Source organism: Paenibacillus endoradicis, assembly GCF_024721975.1.
Genome location: NZ_JANQBB010000010.1, coordinates 71,286 through 88,287, shown reverse-complemented (window position 1 = coordinate 88,287; position 17,002 = coordinate 71,286). Strand labels below are relative to the sequence as shown.

The following is a 17,002-nucleotide window of genomic DNA, read 5'->3' as shown; positions in this document are numbered from 1 at the left end:
ACTAATATTGTAGTAAATCAGTCTTTTTCAAGAGACGCATAATCATAAGCGTTCCCTCAGCACGAGTTGCATTTTGTTTTGGTGATAGTTTCGTCGTAGTTGTTCCACTTATAATGCCTAGGTTGATCGCCGTAGCGACACCTGTCTTCGCATATGAGCTTAATTGTGATTTATCGCTATAACCATTCAAGATTGAATCTGCAGAACTTGACAGTTTCGTTGATAGTCCCGCGTAGCTAGCTGCACGAACCATCATCAACGCCATATCCTGTCTGGTAATGTAACTATTAGGCTCGAATGATGTATTAGATACACCAGATACAATTCCTGCCGCTACAGCAGCACCAATATATCCACCCATAACCGTATCACTGTTAACATCTTTGAATTGTTTAGCAGCAGCCTTATTCGCACTTAATCCAAGTCCCTTCACAATATACGTAGCAAATTCACCACGTGTAATGTTTGATTTTGGATTAAAGTTTGTAGTTGAATGGCCTTCTACTATAAATTTACGCGCCATAATTGTTATTTCATTATGAGCCCAATGTGATGATGTATCACTAAATGTCTTATTACTTTTCACAATCGCGTACGCACTATTACCTGGACGTTTGAACGTAATTGTTGTTAATCCATTGCTGTTAGTAAATGTTGTCGGTGCTGCTGAGATTGCAGAAATACCTTCATCATAATATACAGCTGTTGTATTGCTATACGTTATACTGTCTGAAGATTTCGCTGTACGTGAAATATTACCTGTGATCACTGCCTTCTCAGAAGTAGATCCGTTGACTACAGTCAATTCGTATGCGAATGGTCCTTGGACAATCGTTGCCCCACTGCGATTAATAGCAGTCTCTAGTGATGACGTTGCAGATGTACTTCCTTCTTCAAAAGCAATACGTAAATAGTTAGAAACAGAGTTACCGCCTGATTGACTAGCAGCTTTCGATAGATCAATCGCACTCAATGGAACAGAGTAAGTTAGATCACCGTAATTTACGACAAGTGTGTAGTTTCCAATTTTTGCAGCAGCTTGTAATGCAGCAATAGAATAAGAAACTATGGCAGCATTTTGCGATGTAGGAACTTCGAACACAATGTTACCAGTTTTCATTTCTGCTGCTGCAAGAGTAGTTATTGCTGTTACAAATTTGTCTGTTGTAATTGTATAATTCGTTACGCTAGATCCACCTGGAGAAGTAACGTTACTTGTTGAGCTTGCAGATGTTTTCAACAGAACGCCATTTGGAGCAGAAGCATAATCATCTGAAAGGGCATCTAGTACTGTCGTTTGGTTGGCTACAGCCATATTCGAAAATCCGCTTACTGCGATCCCATTTTTGCTTTGCAACATACTACTTTGACTAAAGTAAGTAACTGTTGCAACCTCACCTACATTCACAGTAGTTGATAGTTTTAATATGACTTGTGAGCCACTAATATTAACGCTACTAATCACTCTCGTATTATTAGAAACTCGAACTTGAAATTGATCTGTAGCTGGTACAGAAGTCGTATCAAGGTTTCCGGAGAAATTCAATGTTAATACATTGCCTTTCAATACTGCTCCTTGAACGGTTACCGTTGATCCTTCTTCAATATCACTTCCATCTGTTACAGCCATAGAAGTAAATGATGCTGCTGCATTGTAATCATTATCTAATAATGTAGATGATGTTCCGTAATATGATACTGTAATTGGAAGTGAGTCTGTTGGTTTTGAAGCCAACGTAAGCACAATCGTATCATTATTGATCGTTACAGCCGTCACTGTTGACACTTTACCGTTCACAAGTACGGCATACTGATATGCACCTGGTTTGGACGTAGTCTTTATCGCTTCATCATACTTCAAGAAAAGCTGATTTCCACTTAATGTAATGTATTGAATAGTAGGTGCTCCAGAAGTATTAGTACCACCTGAACCAGAATTCGATGTTGTACCTACTACATGGCTGAAATTAGCTACTGACGCATCAGTTGTTCCAGTAATCGGGTAGAACCCAGATACATAACTTACAACGATATTTGCTTTCGCTGGAATCGATTGATTCAAAGTAATTGTAAGATTACTACCTGATTGAGTCATACTACTAATCGTTTTTAATGTGCCATTAACACTCACAGTAAATTGTGTATATGCCAGTCTGTTAATACTATTGAGTGTTTCGGTGAAGTTAAGCGTGACAGTAGAACCGGAATAACTGCTACTTTTCACCGTCGGTTTATTTTCAGTAAAACCGCTCGTTACGTTTACTCCTGAAAAACTAGCCGCTTGGTTTCCTGATAAATCTTGAATTAAACCACTATTCGGTTTCGTATAAGACAGTGCTACTTTCTCAGAAGTCGATACACTGCTTACTAATTTAATAAATACAACATTACCCTCGATAGTAACACTGCTTATATTTTTCGCTTTATCATTTGCAGTTGCGTAAAAGCTTGCTATAGACGGCTTTAACTCTTCATTAAGTAATTCATTGTATACAACACGAATTGTGTTACCACTAACTTCTGCCTTAACTATTGTTGGCGGAGTAATATCTCCACCTAATGTTTTAATTTTCCACTGATACTGATTTTGAATACCAGCATAATAATTACCATTCACGTCCATGATGGACATATCGGATATATTAATATAATAATCTGTATTGGCAAGTAAAGTAGAATTCGGTGTAATAATAACACCTTTGGCATTAGTAGGATCTACTTCCAGTGTCGCATTAATCGCTGTACCATTCACCGCCAATGAGTAGATGGTTACATTATAGTTTCGCTCGTCAATTAGAATTGACTTATCGAACGTCGCTTTAAATTTTGCAGTGGTAGCGACCGTTGTTGAAAGATTTGCTGGTGAAATGGTAGCAATTTGTGGTGCAGATGCGCTTGCAGCCACTTGGAAGTTATATGTCTTCTGGGTAGTACCTACGTACGTATTACCTGCAACATCGCTAAAAGCATTATTAGTAATTTTCACATAATATCTCGTGGCAACCGAGAAACTTTTTGCAGATTCCCCTGTCTTCTGAGCATGGGGATCAATTGTTATAACAGTACTGCCACCACCTGAAACACGATCTGATGTCACAGGGATGGAACGATACAATGCATCTGAATTGTATTCGCGAATTTCAATCGTACCACTATTAGGAATAACAATCTCACTAAATGTTAGCACGATCTTTTCCTTCACACCTACATTTGTGTTACCAATTGTTGGTGAATAGGTTTTAATCGTAGGTTTGATGTTATCTGTACCAAAATCTGTTGAGAACATCCAATCTGTTGCACTATGGATACCATAGAAAATTGCAGACGGGTTGCCCACTTGTGCAAATGCTCCAGAATCAATCGTTACATAATAGCTCGTATTTTTCTCAAGGGCACTTCCCGGCTTAATCGTTACCGTTTTATTATTATTTGAGTACGTTACACTAGAATGTTTAGTCGCTCTTTCATAGACAATCTCATTATTACTTACTTTACGAATTCTGATATATTTATTAAGAGAACCTTCTACGCTTTGATCAAATGTTAATTCTATATTACTCCCAATGACTACACTAGAAGCTCCTGCTGTAGGTGTAGTTGATATTAACTGAATTGGACTTGCCGCTGTCACCACTCTCCAAGAACCACCTACATATCCGTTACCTGATGCATCAACAATATTACTGCCAGAAATCGTCAGCTTATATGTAGTTGATGGCTTCAGCACTTGAGATGGTGTTATCGTAATGACGTTAGAACCGCTTCCTTGCACCTCGCTAGAACTTACTGGAATAGAACGATTATCTGTAGTACTAGTAAGCTCAATATTTCCTTCAGATACATAAACCGCCTTATCAAATACGAATTGAAGCGTCGTAGTTATAGGTACCGTTGTTGAGCATGTTCCTGTTGCCCCACATAAACCCGATGTTACAGAAAGAATCGTTGGTCTAGAGTTATCTACTGTTTCAATTGTTCGGAAACTCCAAGTTGCTGGATTAGTAATCCCATTAAAAAGTGCACCATTCGATTCATTCGCTACCGCGCCAGCCTCCATAAGAATATAGTAATCTGTATTCAATGGTAACGAAAGATTACGCGCATCAAGTGTTAATACATTTTTTGATATGGTTACTCTTGAATTACTCATCGCATATTCTTGATACAACGTGTTCGTCGAAGTTGTATAAATGCCAATTTTTTTAGTTTGATCATTAAATTTAATATTCTCATCAAAAGTCACGATGAATTTTCCACTAGTGGGCACATTACTAGTACCGTTAGCTGGGCTTAAGCTAACGATTTGCGGTCCTGTTACAGCTGCTTTAACTGTATACATGTCGCTCCATATAGGCAAAAATAATTGTAATAACAACATGATTGCAACTAACATTGAAAGTTTTTTTCTCGCCTGCATTCCATTCACTCCTCAATAATACATTCGTATAGTATTTGTCGGCTTTCACGAGACCAAAATGAAGAGACTCCTCACAAGAAAGCTTATTTGATTCTTTTTACCTAAACAGAAAAAACCATAATTTACATCTATATAGACGTAAACTATGGTTTAAAAGTTTCTTTATTAGAAAATATTTGAAAAGTTTCTAACGAGGCTTTTCAAGCATCAAATATCTTGTTTAGATGACATTGTAAATGCTAATAATAATGGATAGCTAAAGAAACATGCTCTTCATTATTTGAATGTTAACAATTATGCTAATGCATCTGTGCGCAATAGATCCGCTTTATCAACACGTTCCCAAGGTAAATCAATATCCGTACGGCCAAAGTGACCATAAGCAGCTGTTTGTGAATAGATTGGGCGACGAAGATCAAGCATTTTGATAATGCCCGCGGGGCGAAGATCAAAGTTTTTGCGAATAACTTCAACTAGTTTGTCTTCTGCAACATTACCCGTACCATAAGTATCAACATTAATAGATACTGGTTGAGCAACACCAATGGCATAAGCTAATTGAATTTCGCATTTTTCGGCAAGACCTGCTGCCACGATGTTTTTCGCTACATAACGAGCTGCATATGCTGCTGAACGGTCTACTTTCGTAGGATCCTTACCAGAGAATGCTCCACCGCCATGACGAGCGTAACCACCATAAGTATCAACGATAATCTTACGACCTGTAAGACCAGCATCGCCTTGTGGTCCACCGATTACGAAACGGCCAGTTGGATTAATGAAGTATTTGGTTTCTGCGTCAAGCCATTCTGGAGCTACTACTGGTTTGATAACATGTTCCATAATATCAGCTTGAATTGTCTCAAGTGTTACTTCTTCAGCATGTTGCGTAGAAACAACGATTGTATCTACACGCAAAGGCTTACCATCTTCGTACTCAATGGTAACTTGAGTTTTACCGTCTGGGCGAAGATAGTCCAACATACCATTTTTACGCACTTCAGCCAAACGACGAGCGATACGGTGTGATAATGCGATAGGTAGTGGCATAAGCTCCGGAGTTTCATTCGTTGCAAAACCAAACATTAGACCTTGGTCACCTGCACCAATATCTTCATTCTCTTGTTTAATGTCTTTACCATCACGAGACTCAAGAGCAGCATTAACCCCTTGTGCGATATCAGCAGACTGCTCATTAAGAGAGACCAATACTGCACTTGTCGCGGAGTCAAAACCATACTTCGCACGAGTGTAACCAATTTCTTTAATCGTACGACGTGCAATTGATGAAATATCAATAAAATCTGCTTTACTACTAATTTCCCCAATAACAAGTACTAATCCAGTAGCAACAGCAACTTCACATGCAACACGCGCATTAGGATCAGCTTCCAAAAATGCATCGAGAACCGCATCAGAGATTTGGTCACAGATTTTATCTGGATGACCTTCTGTTACTGATTCTGATGTAAATAAATGGCGTCCTTTTACCGACATCCGTATCAACCTCCCATATGCTAAACATAAATATATAAGAATGTACATTACAAACAAAAAATGAACCTTTTCCCATAGGAAAAGGTTGTAATACAACACTTCTAAGATAAAATAATACAGAATATTAGTGTTTGTGTCAATCCAAGCAAATGCCTAGAAGGCACACACTAGCGTTGTCCGAGTACTTGCTCAGCTTGTTGAATGAGTCTTTTCGTAATGGAACCACCAATATATCCCACGTTTCTTGTCGACATTGTTGACCAATTGATTGAACCTTCACTTGATGATGCTCCACCAAGTTCATCCGCGAATTCTGAGTTAAAATCATTACTTGCCGCACCTACTACGCCTAGTTCTGCTGCTATCTCATACTTCATTGCGTTCAATGCTGCCTTACATTCTGGAACGACACAATTACGCTTTGCCATTGAAAACCCTCCATATAATAAGAATAATTACCTTCGTATTATGTCGTGATTAGCCAATAGCTACACTGATGAATCATTTCTAACTATTCCTTATTCTGCTTTATTGCCTGAATAATACAAGAAAATCCTTATCTTACAGTATGTAAGATAAGGATTTTCGGATAATTGTATATGATTATTCCAAGTAATAAGAACCTTTAACAAGGACCGTCAGCGAGCCTGTAGTGCCTGGTGCTGCTTGAATACCTCGTCCGTCACGTGGAAACCATATTTCATGATTCGCTGGAACAGCTACACCACTCTTAATGTCGGCACCAGCTGTTACATCAGATATCCCGTTACTATCAGAGCTGTAAGCAACAGCTTTACCAGTACGAATAACGATTTCACTGCCTGCATTAACCATCAGTATGCGATCTGCAGGAACAGTGACAACTTCTAATGTAGCTGTTGCCGTACCGCCACCTGTGGAGCCGCCTCCAGATAGCTTAGCGATCTGTTCGTCTACATAACTCTTAGTTACTACTGGATCACTTACAGTACCAGGAGTCACAGAGCTAGTACCAACCGATAACGCATTACCAATTAGCGAACCGCTAATAATACCGACAGCAAGAATTGCTGATGCACCTATCCATTTCAATTTACTCATCTTGTAATTCCACTCCTCTCTCGTAAATACTCTACTTATAAGATACTAGATTAAGAGAGGAATTGCTAGATTACTGTTCTAAGTTTCCGAAAAGGAACTCATCTGTAGCAATCAATTTTTTGTGATTTTGATATTGTACATAGACGTTTAGTTTGTAATTGCTAAGCGCTAACGCTTGGATTACCGGGTTCGTATAGCTAAATTCCATGTTTCTACGAGTACCTACCTGTAGAGAACCTTCCGCACCATCTCCAATAGCGAAGCTTTTCGAGAATTTAACTGTTGATACTTCTGGATCAACATACTCGATAACAATGCTTTGAGCATCACTATATGCAGGAGCACCATCACGTAACTTAAGATCATAATCAAAGTTTAGTTTGATTGTATCAGCTGAACCGCCATCAGAGCTATCTAATTGTGCATAGATGTTGTATAAGGAAACATCATATTGCATAAATTCTAATTCCTTCAACGACGTCGCTGGTTTGTCTTCTTTGTAAACATACTGTGTGTATGCCGGATTAATCATTACGTTTGTCAATTCATCTGAAGTCTCTATCGATTCACCGATATAGATATTCAGTTTCTGACTTTCGTAATTTTTCGGAATAATTGCCCACACGTTTAATACAGCTTTCCCGTTTGGAAGAATTTTAGATTCATAGTTTTTCACATTAAGTTCAACAATATCTTCTTTACTGTTTTCGATGTAACCTTTTAGTTTAGAAGGTATTGCAGTACGTTGCTCTTTGTTCTCGTATTCTAGCTGTGCAAAGAACATATCTGTTTGCGTACCATTATAAATTTTAGAGTTTACTACAGTAACCTCACCACGGCCACCAGCAGTATCAATTTTGTAGCTTTCATTAGTACCAAGAAGCTTCGCACTAGTCATAGAAGATACTTTGAATGTATGAATGCTCTTAGCACCTGTCGTTGATTTCTCAGTCATACTAAACATAATATCTTTTGCAGATTGACTATATGGAATTTCTGTATAAGTAATAATACGATAGCTTTGATTAGGAGCTACAGCAAGTAAGCGATCTAAGTTAACGAGTTTTGTAGACTCTTCAGAAAGTTTAACCCCATCAATCTGGAACTGTCCATTCAAGGCAAGTTGAGCTTGAGATTTTGTTCCTTTGTTAGTAATTTTGAATTCAGCTATTAATAGATCATTCATACCATTAGGAACACGTTGCAGAGAAACCTGTTCTACTAAATTCTTCTCATAGGTAACACTATTAGATGCAGGTTTTGTTGGTTCGCTACTAGTTCCAACAGAAATTTTAAAATTACCTAGGAAATTACTGCTCGTATTATCTGCATTACGTAGGAAAACAACAAATTGGCTCTTCGTCAAGTCAACATTTGTTGGGATCTCACCATGAAGATCAAGTTGTTGCACAATTTTAGGAAGAAGGTTAACTGCCTTATCTTCTGGTAATAATAATGGATATAAATAACCTTGTTGTGTTTTAATATAATATTCAAAAGTAGGCATATTAAGCTTAGTTGAACTTTTGTTCTCAAGCGTAATAACAGTATCAAGGAATGCTTTACCTTCTACATAGCTTAATTTACTATCTTTAACGGTTACAGCAATTTCGCTTCCATTCACTTGATATGATGTAGCAGTATTCGCTTTCGTAGCTATAGTATCTTTCAATGCTGGTAATGCGAACGTGATACGTGGAAGATTCATTCCACCTTCTTCATCCTTGTACATAACTACAATTGAAGCATTATCTTTGGCAAAGTTCTTCGCTACCGTAGCAGTAAGTAGTATGCTTTTACGTTCTTGTGGCTTCAGTATTGGTTCTGTAACTGATGAAACTAATGGAATCAATGCACCTTTTCCATCAGACAAGTAATAGCCAACTGCTTTCATATCAACTGTAGAATTACCTTTGTTACGCATACTTAACTCCACATTAATATAGCTATACTTCTCATCAGAGTACATTTTGTATGTACCGAGTAACATATTCAGTAATGATTTGTTAATATTTGTTTCTTCTGCTTTTTTATAAGCGGTTACACCATCATTAGCAGATTTGATTTGTCCAACTACACTTTCATAATTGTTTACTCCAAAGTCCCATCTGATCATATCAATTTTTAGGTCAGTTAGTTGTTCCTTTTCATCAACATATGCATAATATGTTAGATAAGTTGTCGAATTGGGAATAACTACTTTTTTCGCTTTATCCTCTGTAATTAATTTCGTGACATAAGCTTTGTTATTACTTCCTTTAATCTTTGCCCAGTAATCAATTAGTTGTACACTTGTACTGGATTTGTTCTCGATAATTAATGTATAAGTTGCAAGTTTACCTGATTCATCCTTTACAAGCTGAGCATCATACAATGATACAGTAACGCCTGAACTTAAATTTACTGATGTAGCCGCTTCCGCAGCTTGTTGTCCACCTAAGAATGAACCTGGCAGCAGTAAACATAAGGATAACGCAATAATAATCACTTTGTAATATGAGCTATTGTTCCTTAACAACGATACCCCTCCTCTTCTAATAGTTAAACGAAGAAACGTGTAGAAAAGTTGCGTTTAAAATAAAAAAACTGCTAAGTCCGAAGACTTAGCAGTTTAGTTTAATCGAAGATTCGATTATTTAGATACTTTAACACTGATTGTAAATACATTACCTTCGATAACTACTGTAAGAAGAACAGTACCAGCGTCAGTTGTGAAGTCAACCTCATTAACTGTTTTACCATCAATGATGTTTTTGTTTGCAGAGTATACAGAGATATCTGCACCAGTAAGATCAACTACTGTACCATACTGATCGTAACCAACAAATGCACCTTTAACAACATCACCATCAGCATTCACATAACCGAATAGTTCATGTGAAAGATTAGCAGTGTTTTTAAGTGACAAAGCATTTTTAGCTTGTGTATATTTAGTCAAAGTAGATGCAGTATTAACAGCTTCTACATTGAATGAAGCAACTTTAACACCTTTAACTTTAACTGTAATTACTTCTTTACCAGCTTTAATTACTTTAACAGTGTGCTCAGCAGCGTCAGCGAATTCAATGAACTCACCTTTTGAAAGTTCTAGATCGAAATCAGTAACGATACCAATTTTATTACCGTTAGTGTCTTTTTCGTAAACTTTTACTGTTGCAGTTGCATCGTCAAGAGCTTTATCGCCATTACCAGCGTTTTTGTCGATTTTTTCTGCAGAAATTTCAGCAATGTAACCTGCTAGAGCAGCTTTTTTAACAACAGATGCACTAATTGTTTTCTTGAAAGTTCCAACTTTAACTGTAATTACTTCAGAAGCTGCATCATTAGCATTTTCTGCAATTACTAGAGAAACTTCACCAGAAGTTAGGTCAGTAATTGTTTCTACAGCACCTTTAGCAACAGCTTCATCGTTGATTGTTACAACATCACCGTTTTTAACAGTAATTTCAAGGTTTTTGTCATCATAGTTTTTCATTTTATCGCCGTATTGATCTTTAAGAGTTACTTTAACAGTTTCAGCAATACCAGCTGTATCAACTAGTTTCACAGAAGATTTACTAACTTCGATTGAAGTTAATTTAGCTTCAGCTTTAACTGTGATAACAACAGATTTTGTAACTGTTTTATCGTTATACTTAGCAGTGTATGTTACAGTAGCAGAACCAGCTTTAACAGCTTGAACAGTACCTTCATTTGTATCAACAACTAGTATAGACGGATTAGCAGATTTGAAAGTTTTTTCAGTTGGAACAACCGTGTTACCAGCTGTATCAACTACTTTAGTTGCAAACACACCAGATTCACCAGCAAAGATAGAAAGAACAGCATCTTTACCTAGGTCACCTAGAGTAAGTTCAGAAACACCATTTACGATGTTAACAGTTGGTTGAACTTTAACAACAGTGTTACCAGACTCAATAGTTTTATCCTCATCAATCACAACAGTAACGTTTACTACAGAATAACCATCTTCGTTTTTAGACTTCAATTCAGTATCAGTGCTATCAACACCAATAACATCATGAGCAGAAGAAACTGCAGTTACAATATAATCATCGTTAGCTAGTACGTCAACAGCGATATCATTACCAGCAGCATCTTTAATAGCATATGGTACTACTGAATCATGTGCAACAACAGTTTTAGTTACTTCAACAGAAACTGGAGCTGTTTTAACATAAGTGAATTCAGCTGTTTGATCTTTAGCTTGTGTTTGAGCTTTATCTTTGCTTATTACTCCTGTAGAAGTAACAGTATAAGTTTTTTCTTGTTTCAAAGATTCAGTAAGTGTAATTGTTGCAGTTTTACCAGAAGTAGCAACTGATTCAATTACTTGTAAAGAATCATCTGGACCAAGAACTGTGAAATCGTTAGCAATCACATCAGCGATTTCTTGGTTGTATTCAACTACAACAGTTTTAGAGTTAGTTGATTTTGCAGAAGAAATTGCAACGTCAACAACTTTATAACCTTCAAGACCAAGAATAGTACCTAGTTTTTTGCCATCGATTTCATAATCAAGAGCTGTTACTAGTGCAGTGTAGATATTGCCACGAATAGCTTTATCAGTTTTCACTAGATCAGCAGAAACTAGTTTCAATTCAACAGCTTTTTCAAAAGCTTCAGCGTAAGGAACGTCTTTAAGACCTAGTACGCGAAGAAGTACAGCTGCGAATTCTTGGTTAGTGATAGAGTTACCTACACCAAACACAGTTGCTGTTTCGCCAAGGAAATAACCTTCAGCTTTTGCCCAAGAGATATAACCGTTGTAGAATTTAGAATCTACATCAGTGAATCCGTGAGTGTTTGCAGTAGCAGCAGCTTTAGCTTCTACTCCAAGTAGACGAGAGATTAGAACAGTTACGTCTTGACGTTTCCATTCAGCGTCCTCAGAAAGACCTTCAGAAGTACCTTTAATAATACCATATGCTTCTAATTTCTCACCTGCAGTTTTTTCAGCTGCAGATACAAGTGTTGCGAACATGGAGAATACCATGGCAATCGCAACTAATAGGGATAAACTTTTTTTCATAACCTTTTTTTCTCCTCCTCTAAATTGCTTCGGTTGTTGAGAGTTTTGTTTTGATAATAAATGGCTCGTTTTACTCATAGCCAATTCACCCCCTTCCTAGAGTAGAGCACGTAATTATAAAATAATGTCTACTAACACGACTTAATAAGTAACATGTTGTAGAAACTTGTAAACGAATGAGAGAGTACTGGTAGATTATATGTATCACTATAACATTATACATTGTTGTACCTACACCGTAAAGAGGAAGTTCAAATTTCATTCCAAATATTTCCGAAATTTTTCATTCTTCATCTTCCCATCTCATCTTTACATATATATAGACGTATCAACTTTGAAAAAGTTGCGCAATCTATAATAATTTTCAAGAATTGATGGAAAGCATAATATGGAAATTATTATTCCAATCTTCTATTTACTAGTATAGCTTGTACTAGATTTTAAGTCGATACCAAAGTTTTACCATTGAAAGCAATAAACGGTACGGATTAATCCGTACCGTTCTTGATCTTACTAATTATAGATAACTGGAAGCTTCTTCTGATCAGCCATGACGCGAGATAAAATAATCGCTGCATCACTACGAAGCATTCTGGCTTTCGGATCAAACATATATCCAGCTTTCGGATCTGTTGTGCTAATTGGCTTACCTACAATGAAACCCTTCTTCTGAATAGCTAATACTGACGGAATAGCATAGAAGTCGAAGTTAGCTCCATCTTTGAAAGCTTTGTCTAGTTGAGTCTTCGCTTTAGTAGAACTCGTCTCTAACTTAAGCTCTAGCGCTCTAGCAAGAATTACCGAAGCATCTTGTCTTGTAAGTTGTACATCCTCATCGAAGAAACCTGGTCGCGTACCATTAACAATACCTGCTCGTGCTGCTGTCTCGATATAACGATAATCGTAAATCGCTTCAGGATTACTTGCGTTAGTAATTGTCTCTGGGTAATACGTAAAGTGCAATGTACCATCATAATTCAATGGTAGATCAAGCGCTCTAACAATCATACGCGTAAACTCTCCACGAGTGACATAACGATCTCCACCAAATTGATTGACTGGTTGAACAGCATTCATAACACCTTTGGCATAGATTGCCTCCATCGCTTCACGAGCATAGCTATGATCGATAATATCATTATAGCTACGAGTTAGCTTAGTAACGACATAGTAACCGAATTTAGTGAATGGTACTGTAATTGTACCTTTTTTTGTATCAACAACCCCACCGATGTTTTCCCATGATAATTCTACGGGGTCAAAGCGGAATACCGTAACTGTAGTTCCTGCACTAGAAACAATGTTCTGATCGTAAGTCAATGTCAATTGACCAACATTGCTCGGTAGTAATTGTCGATTATATTGCTGGTAGCGACTTGCAAAGTTTTCACTATATTGTCCCTCAATATTAGGGAACGGGAATGGATCTAGACCTGTCTTAATCGGGTCAAATTTGTTCGTTGTATCTGGATCGTCAGCTAGTCCACCATCTATCCAATATAACGGACTTGCTTTAATGTAACGGCTTGCTATATCTTCGAAGCGAGTTTTTACCCACAGATAACCAGTAGAATTACTGGAAGCTGTATAGTTAGGTGCTTGCCCGTCATACATATGACGATCTACTATCCCATCTTCAGAGTTTGCAATGGCAAACAAAAGGTTATGACCGTTAAATACTTGAGTTGCATAATCATCCGTCTTTTTAAACTCCGAACGAATTAGATTCGTACTTTTCGGAAATGTCAGCGTTAAGCTGTTATTAAATACTTTATGAGTTTTATCTAGTGGTGTCATATATTGTGCACCTGGAATATTCGTAGGCACATATTTCACTGTAATAGTATCCGTGATTGTCGTATCGCCTCTAGTGATAGTGAACGATATTTTGGTGTCTTTATTCGCACCTAGGTTTGGAATAACCGCTTTGAACGCATTGACTCTTGAATCTGCAGAATTATAATCCAAGAACACTACCTTTTCTGCTTTAATTTTATTTACTACAACAGATTCGGCACCTGGAGCATTAATAATGAATTCTACAAAGTTCTGATTCACAATACGTTCTTCTTCTACTGGAGATTTGATCGTATACGGAATAGAAATTGGATTAATCTCAAGACGATACGTAGCACGTGGTCCAGCATCTCCAGCATTGAATACGGAGATAACATAAACTAACGGACTACCATCTTCCGGCATTTGTTGACCAGTAATATCAAAGAAGAAACTTTGGTTGTCTTTATCATAGTAGAATGCAATGGCCGCATCTGGACTCAAGACTTTATTATTTTCATTGTATTTCCACGCTGTTCCATTTGCGTTATTAAGCTTATTTTTGTTCTTATCAACAACTGTAAATTCTTTTGATAGATCCCACTTTATAGGATTATCCCAGTTCGGATTAGAGATCGATACAATATAGTTTTCTTTCATAATACTACCATTATTGGTACCTGAAGAAGTAACACCCATTGTAGCATTAATGTCAGCTTCACTGATACCCAAGTCTACAAAGTCAAATGTGCCATACACATTAAACTCGGCTTCCTTAGTCGTATAAATTCCATTTGTCAGCGTGAATTTAGCGTCATTTCCTACAGGAGGCCATTGCGTATTAACTGCATATGGATACACGCCATCTGTTTTATCAGCGGGAATAACAGGCAAGTTCGTTGGAACAACACTGAACTTCACTGTACTCTCATAGCTGTATGAATCGGTATAGAACATGAATTTCAGCGTATTTTCGCCCGCTTTATTCATAATAGCAACTAGTTCACCAGCTGTAGCCGGAGTAATTGTAAGAGTATTGTTAGCGTTAATGGTAATTCCATTCGGTTTAAATAAGTTAGCGTTTGGATTACTACTATCTGACGATTCCATATTTAGTTTAACATTATTCAAATATACAAATACTGATGCTTTTTTCGTAACACCATTCGTAGTTAAATCTTTATATAAAATATCTGAATTATTGGCAACATTCATAATTCTACCAGTTAATCCACCAAGTTTTTCTAAAAGGTCTATATCTGTGTCTTTGTAGGAATCATATTGAACAGCCATACCATCAACAATGCTTTCAAATTTCACGTATGGTCCATATTGTAGTTTGAAGATTACTGTTTTGATTTCAGTAACGGCTCCGTTACCACTAAGTTGAAACTTTACTGTATTCGTACCAGATTTGTCTAATTGAGCAAATTGCAGAAACACACGTAAATATGATTGTGGAATACCATTAACTATCTTTGTAACTTCTTCCATAACTGGTGTGTTAGAGTCTACCCCTATTACTTTGTAGGCGTACGATTTGCCGTTAATTTCGACTTTAATTAAACTATTTAAACCAGCAACACTCTTGTTTAAGCTAGTATGGTTAGCTATTAATAATTCTACACCCATAGGTACTGAGTACACCTCTACACCTGAGCTAGGAATGTCTGTACCTTCTAATGCTTTAATTTGATTAGGAATTACAGCCTTTGCGTAGTTTGAATCGTTTGGATCTGACTTAGTCATTGTCGAATCAAAGCCAGTCAAATAATTTATATCAGCGATATAGGCTAAACTACCATTACGTAAAACAAAATTGCGCTCTGTAGAAGTATTTAGGCTCTTGCCGTTAGGGGCTTTAATCTTATAAGTAATTGGCGTGTTATAAGCTAATCCTAAGTTACTCAGATTAAACTTGTAGCTCACTGTTACAAATTTGGATGTATTATTTATTACAGCAGGATTAATACTATCAATTGTAACGATAGGATCTACTGCTGCAAGACCAAAAGCTATAGTAATATTTTTCTTTAATGCTGCAAATACCGCATCTTTAACAGCTTGATTAGCCGTACTATTCGTTAGATCAATACTATAATCAACTCCAGGAACCTCTGGCGATGGAATACCCGCAACATCATATAGTGGCAGTGGTATAATTGCTTTTCCTGTTAGCGTTAGGTTATTTGTATTAACTACAGAATATTCCTCACCGAACTTAATATCGTATGTGTTCGTACCATCAGAAATCTTCTCATCGTAGTGCGTCACCTCACCATTGTATAAAGTTACTAGACGAGTTGTTTCGATAATTTGTCCACTGTTAGATACTTTGAACTTAATTGTGTTCATACCTTTATTAATAACAAGTTGTGAAGTTGAGAATCTATACTCTGTCGAATTGGCAGAAACATTAAATTCATAACTATTTCCATTGATTTCAACCGTTACTCTGCTTGCATTAGGAGCACTACCAACAATAGTAATGTTACCTGTTGAAGAAGGAGTTGTAGCATTAGAGTAAAGCATCGTCACTCCATTTTCTTCTACATTATAGGATTGGTTTTCAAATAGAATTTGCAAGTTATTTAGCATCGGACTATCACGATACTCAATATAGATATATTCTTCTACAGTAGAAGTGCCTGCAACACCTTTAAACGTAATTTTATTCATACCCGCAAATAATTCTAGATTAGAAACTGTAATCGAATTATTACCCGTGGTTGTAATACCAGTTGAAATTTCTTGTGTACTATTAAGTGGCACATCACTACTAGCAGTTACTTGTTCTACTTTGTAACTGATAGAAGAACCTACGATCCCATTAATCGTACCTGTAAGATTAACATATTTACTAGAAACCGTTCTTGCTGAAGCTTTCACATCTTTCTCGTTCGGGAACAAGAAGTAACTACCTGCAGCTTCAGCTTGATTTGTCGTTCCATACATTGGAAGTAATGATATGAATAACGCCAATGTTAAAACAATTGATAAAAACTTTTTCAAGTGAATAACTCCTCTCTGACAACCATATTTATTATTTAGCTCCTATATGAATTGCATTTTAATGCAGATCACATGTGAGAATAGCCTTCAAAATTTAATACTCCTTCCCATAATTTACATGTCCTATCTTACTATAGACGCAAAATGTCCAAAAAAGTTCCATACACTGTATATCGGTTAGAGAGATG

Annotated in this window: 7 protein-coding genes; all 7 read right to left on the bottom strand. The window is 36.9% G+C overall.

Going from position 1 to position 17,002, the window contains the following annotated elements; translation table 11 throughout:
- Nucleotide 1 precedes the first annotated feature (1 nt).
- Nucleotides 2–4,417 carry an Ig-like domain-containing protein gene (locus tag NV377_RS24440; RefSeq protein WP_258203445.1) on the bottom strand — a complete coding sequence of 1,472 codons (4,416 nt, stop codon included), beginning with the start codon at nt 4,415–4,417 and terminating at the stop codon, nt 2–4.
- 294 nt (nt 4,418–4,711) lie between these two features.
- On the bottom strand, nt 4,712–5,914 hold the full coding sequence (gene metK, locus NV377_RS24435; protein WP_258203444.1) for a methionine adenosyltransferase: 1,203 nt from the start codon (nt 5,912–5,914) through the stop codon (nt 4,712–4,714).
- Between the two features lie 167 nt (nt 5,915–6,081).
- Nucleotides 6,082–6,342: an alpha/beta-type small acid-soluble spore protein gene (locus NV377_RS24430; RefSeq protein WP_258203443.1), complete on the bottom strand. Its 261-nt coding sequence runs from the start codon at nt 6,340–6,342 to the stop codon at nt 6,082–6,084.
- 175 nt (nt 6,343–6,517) lie between these two features.
- Entirely contained in the window at nt 6,518–6,994 is a 477-nt protein-coding gene (locus NV377_RS24425) for a hypothetical protein (RefSeq protein ID WP_258203442.1), read from the bottom strand.
- A 70-nt stretch (nt 6,995–7,064) separates the two neighbouring features.
- Nucleotides 7,065–9,512 (bottom strand): hypothetical protein, encoded by a 2,448-nt coding sequence (locus NV377_RS24420; protein ID WP_258203441.1) that lies wholly within the window; start codon nt 9,510–9,512, stop codon nt 7,065–7,067.
- 114 nt (nt 9,513–9,626) lie between these two features.
- Nucleotides 9,627–12,104 (bottom strand): Ig-like domain-containing protein, encoded by a 2,478-nt coding sequence (locus tag NV377_RS24415; protein ID WP_258203440.1) that lies wholly within the window; start codon nt 12,102–12,104, stop codon nt 9,627–9,629.
- Between the two features lie 435 nt (nt 12,105–12,539).
- Nucleotides 12,540–16,814: an S-layer homology domain-containing protein gene (locus NV377_RS24410; protein ID WP_258203439.1), complete on the bottom strand. Its 4,275-nt coding sequence runs from the start codon at nt 16,812–16,814 to the stop codon at nt 12,540–12,542.
- Nucleotides 16,815–17,002 lie beyond the last annotated feature (188 nt).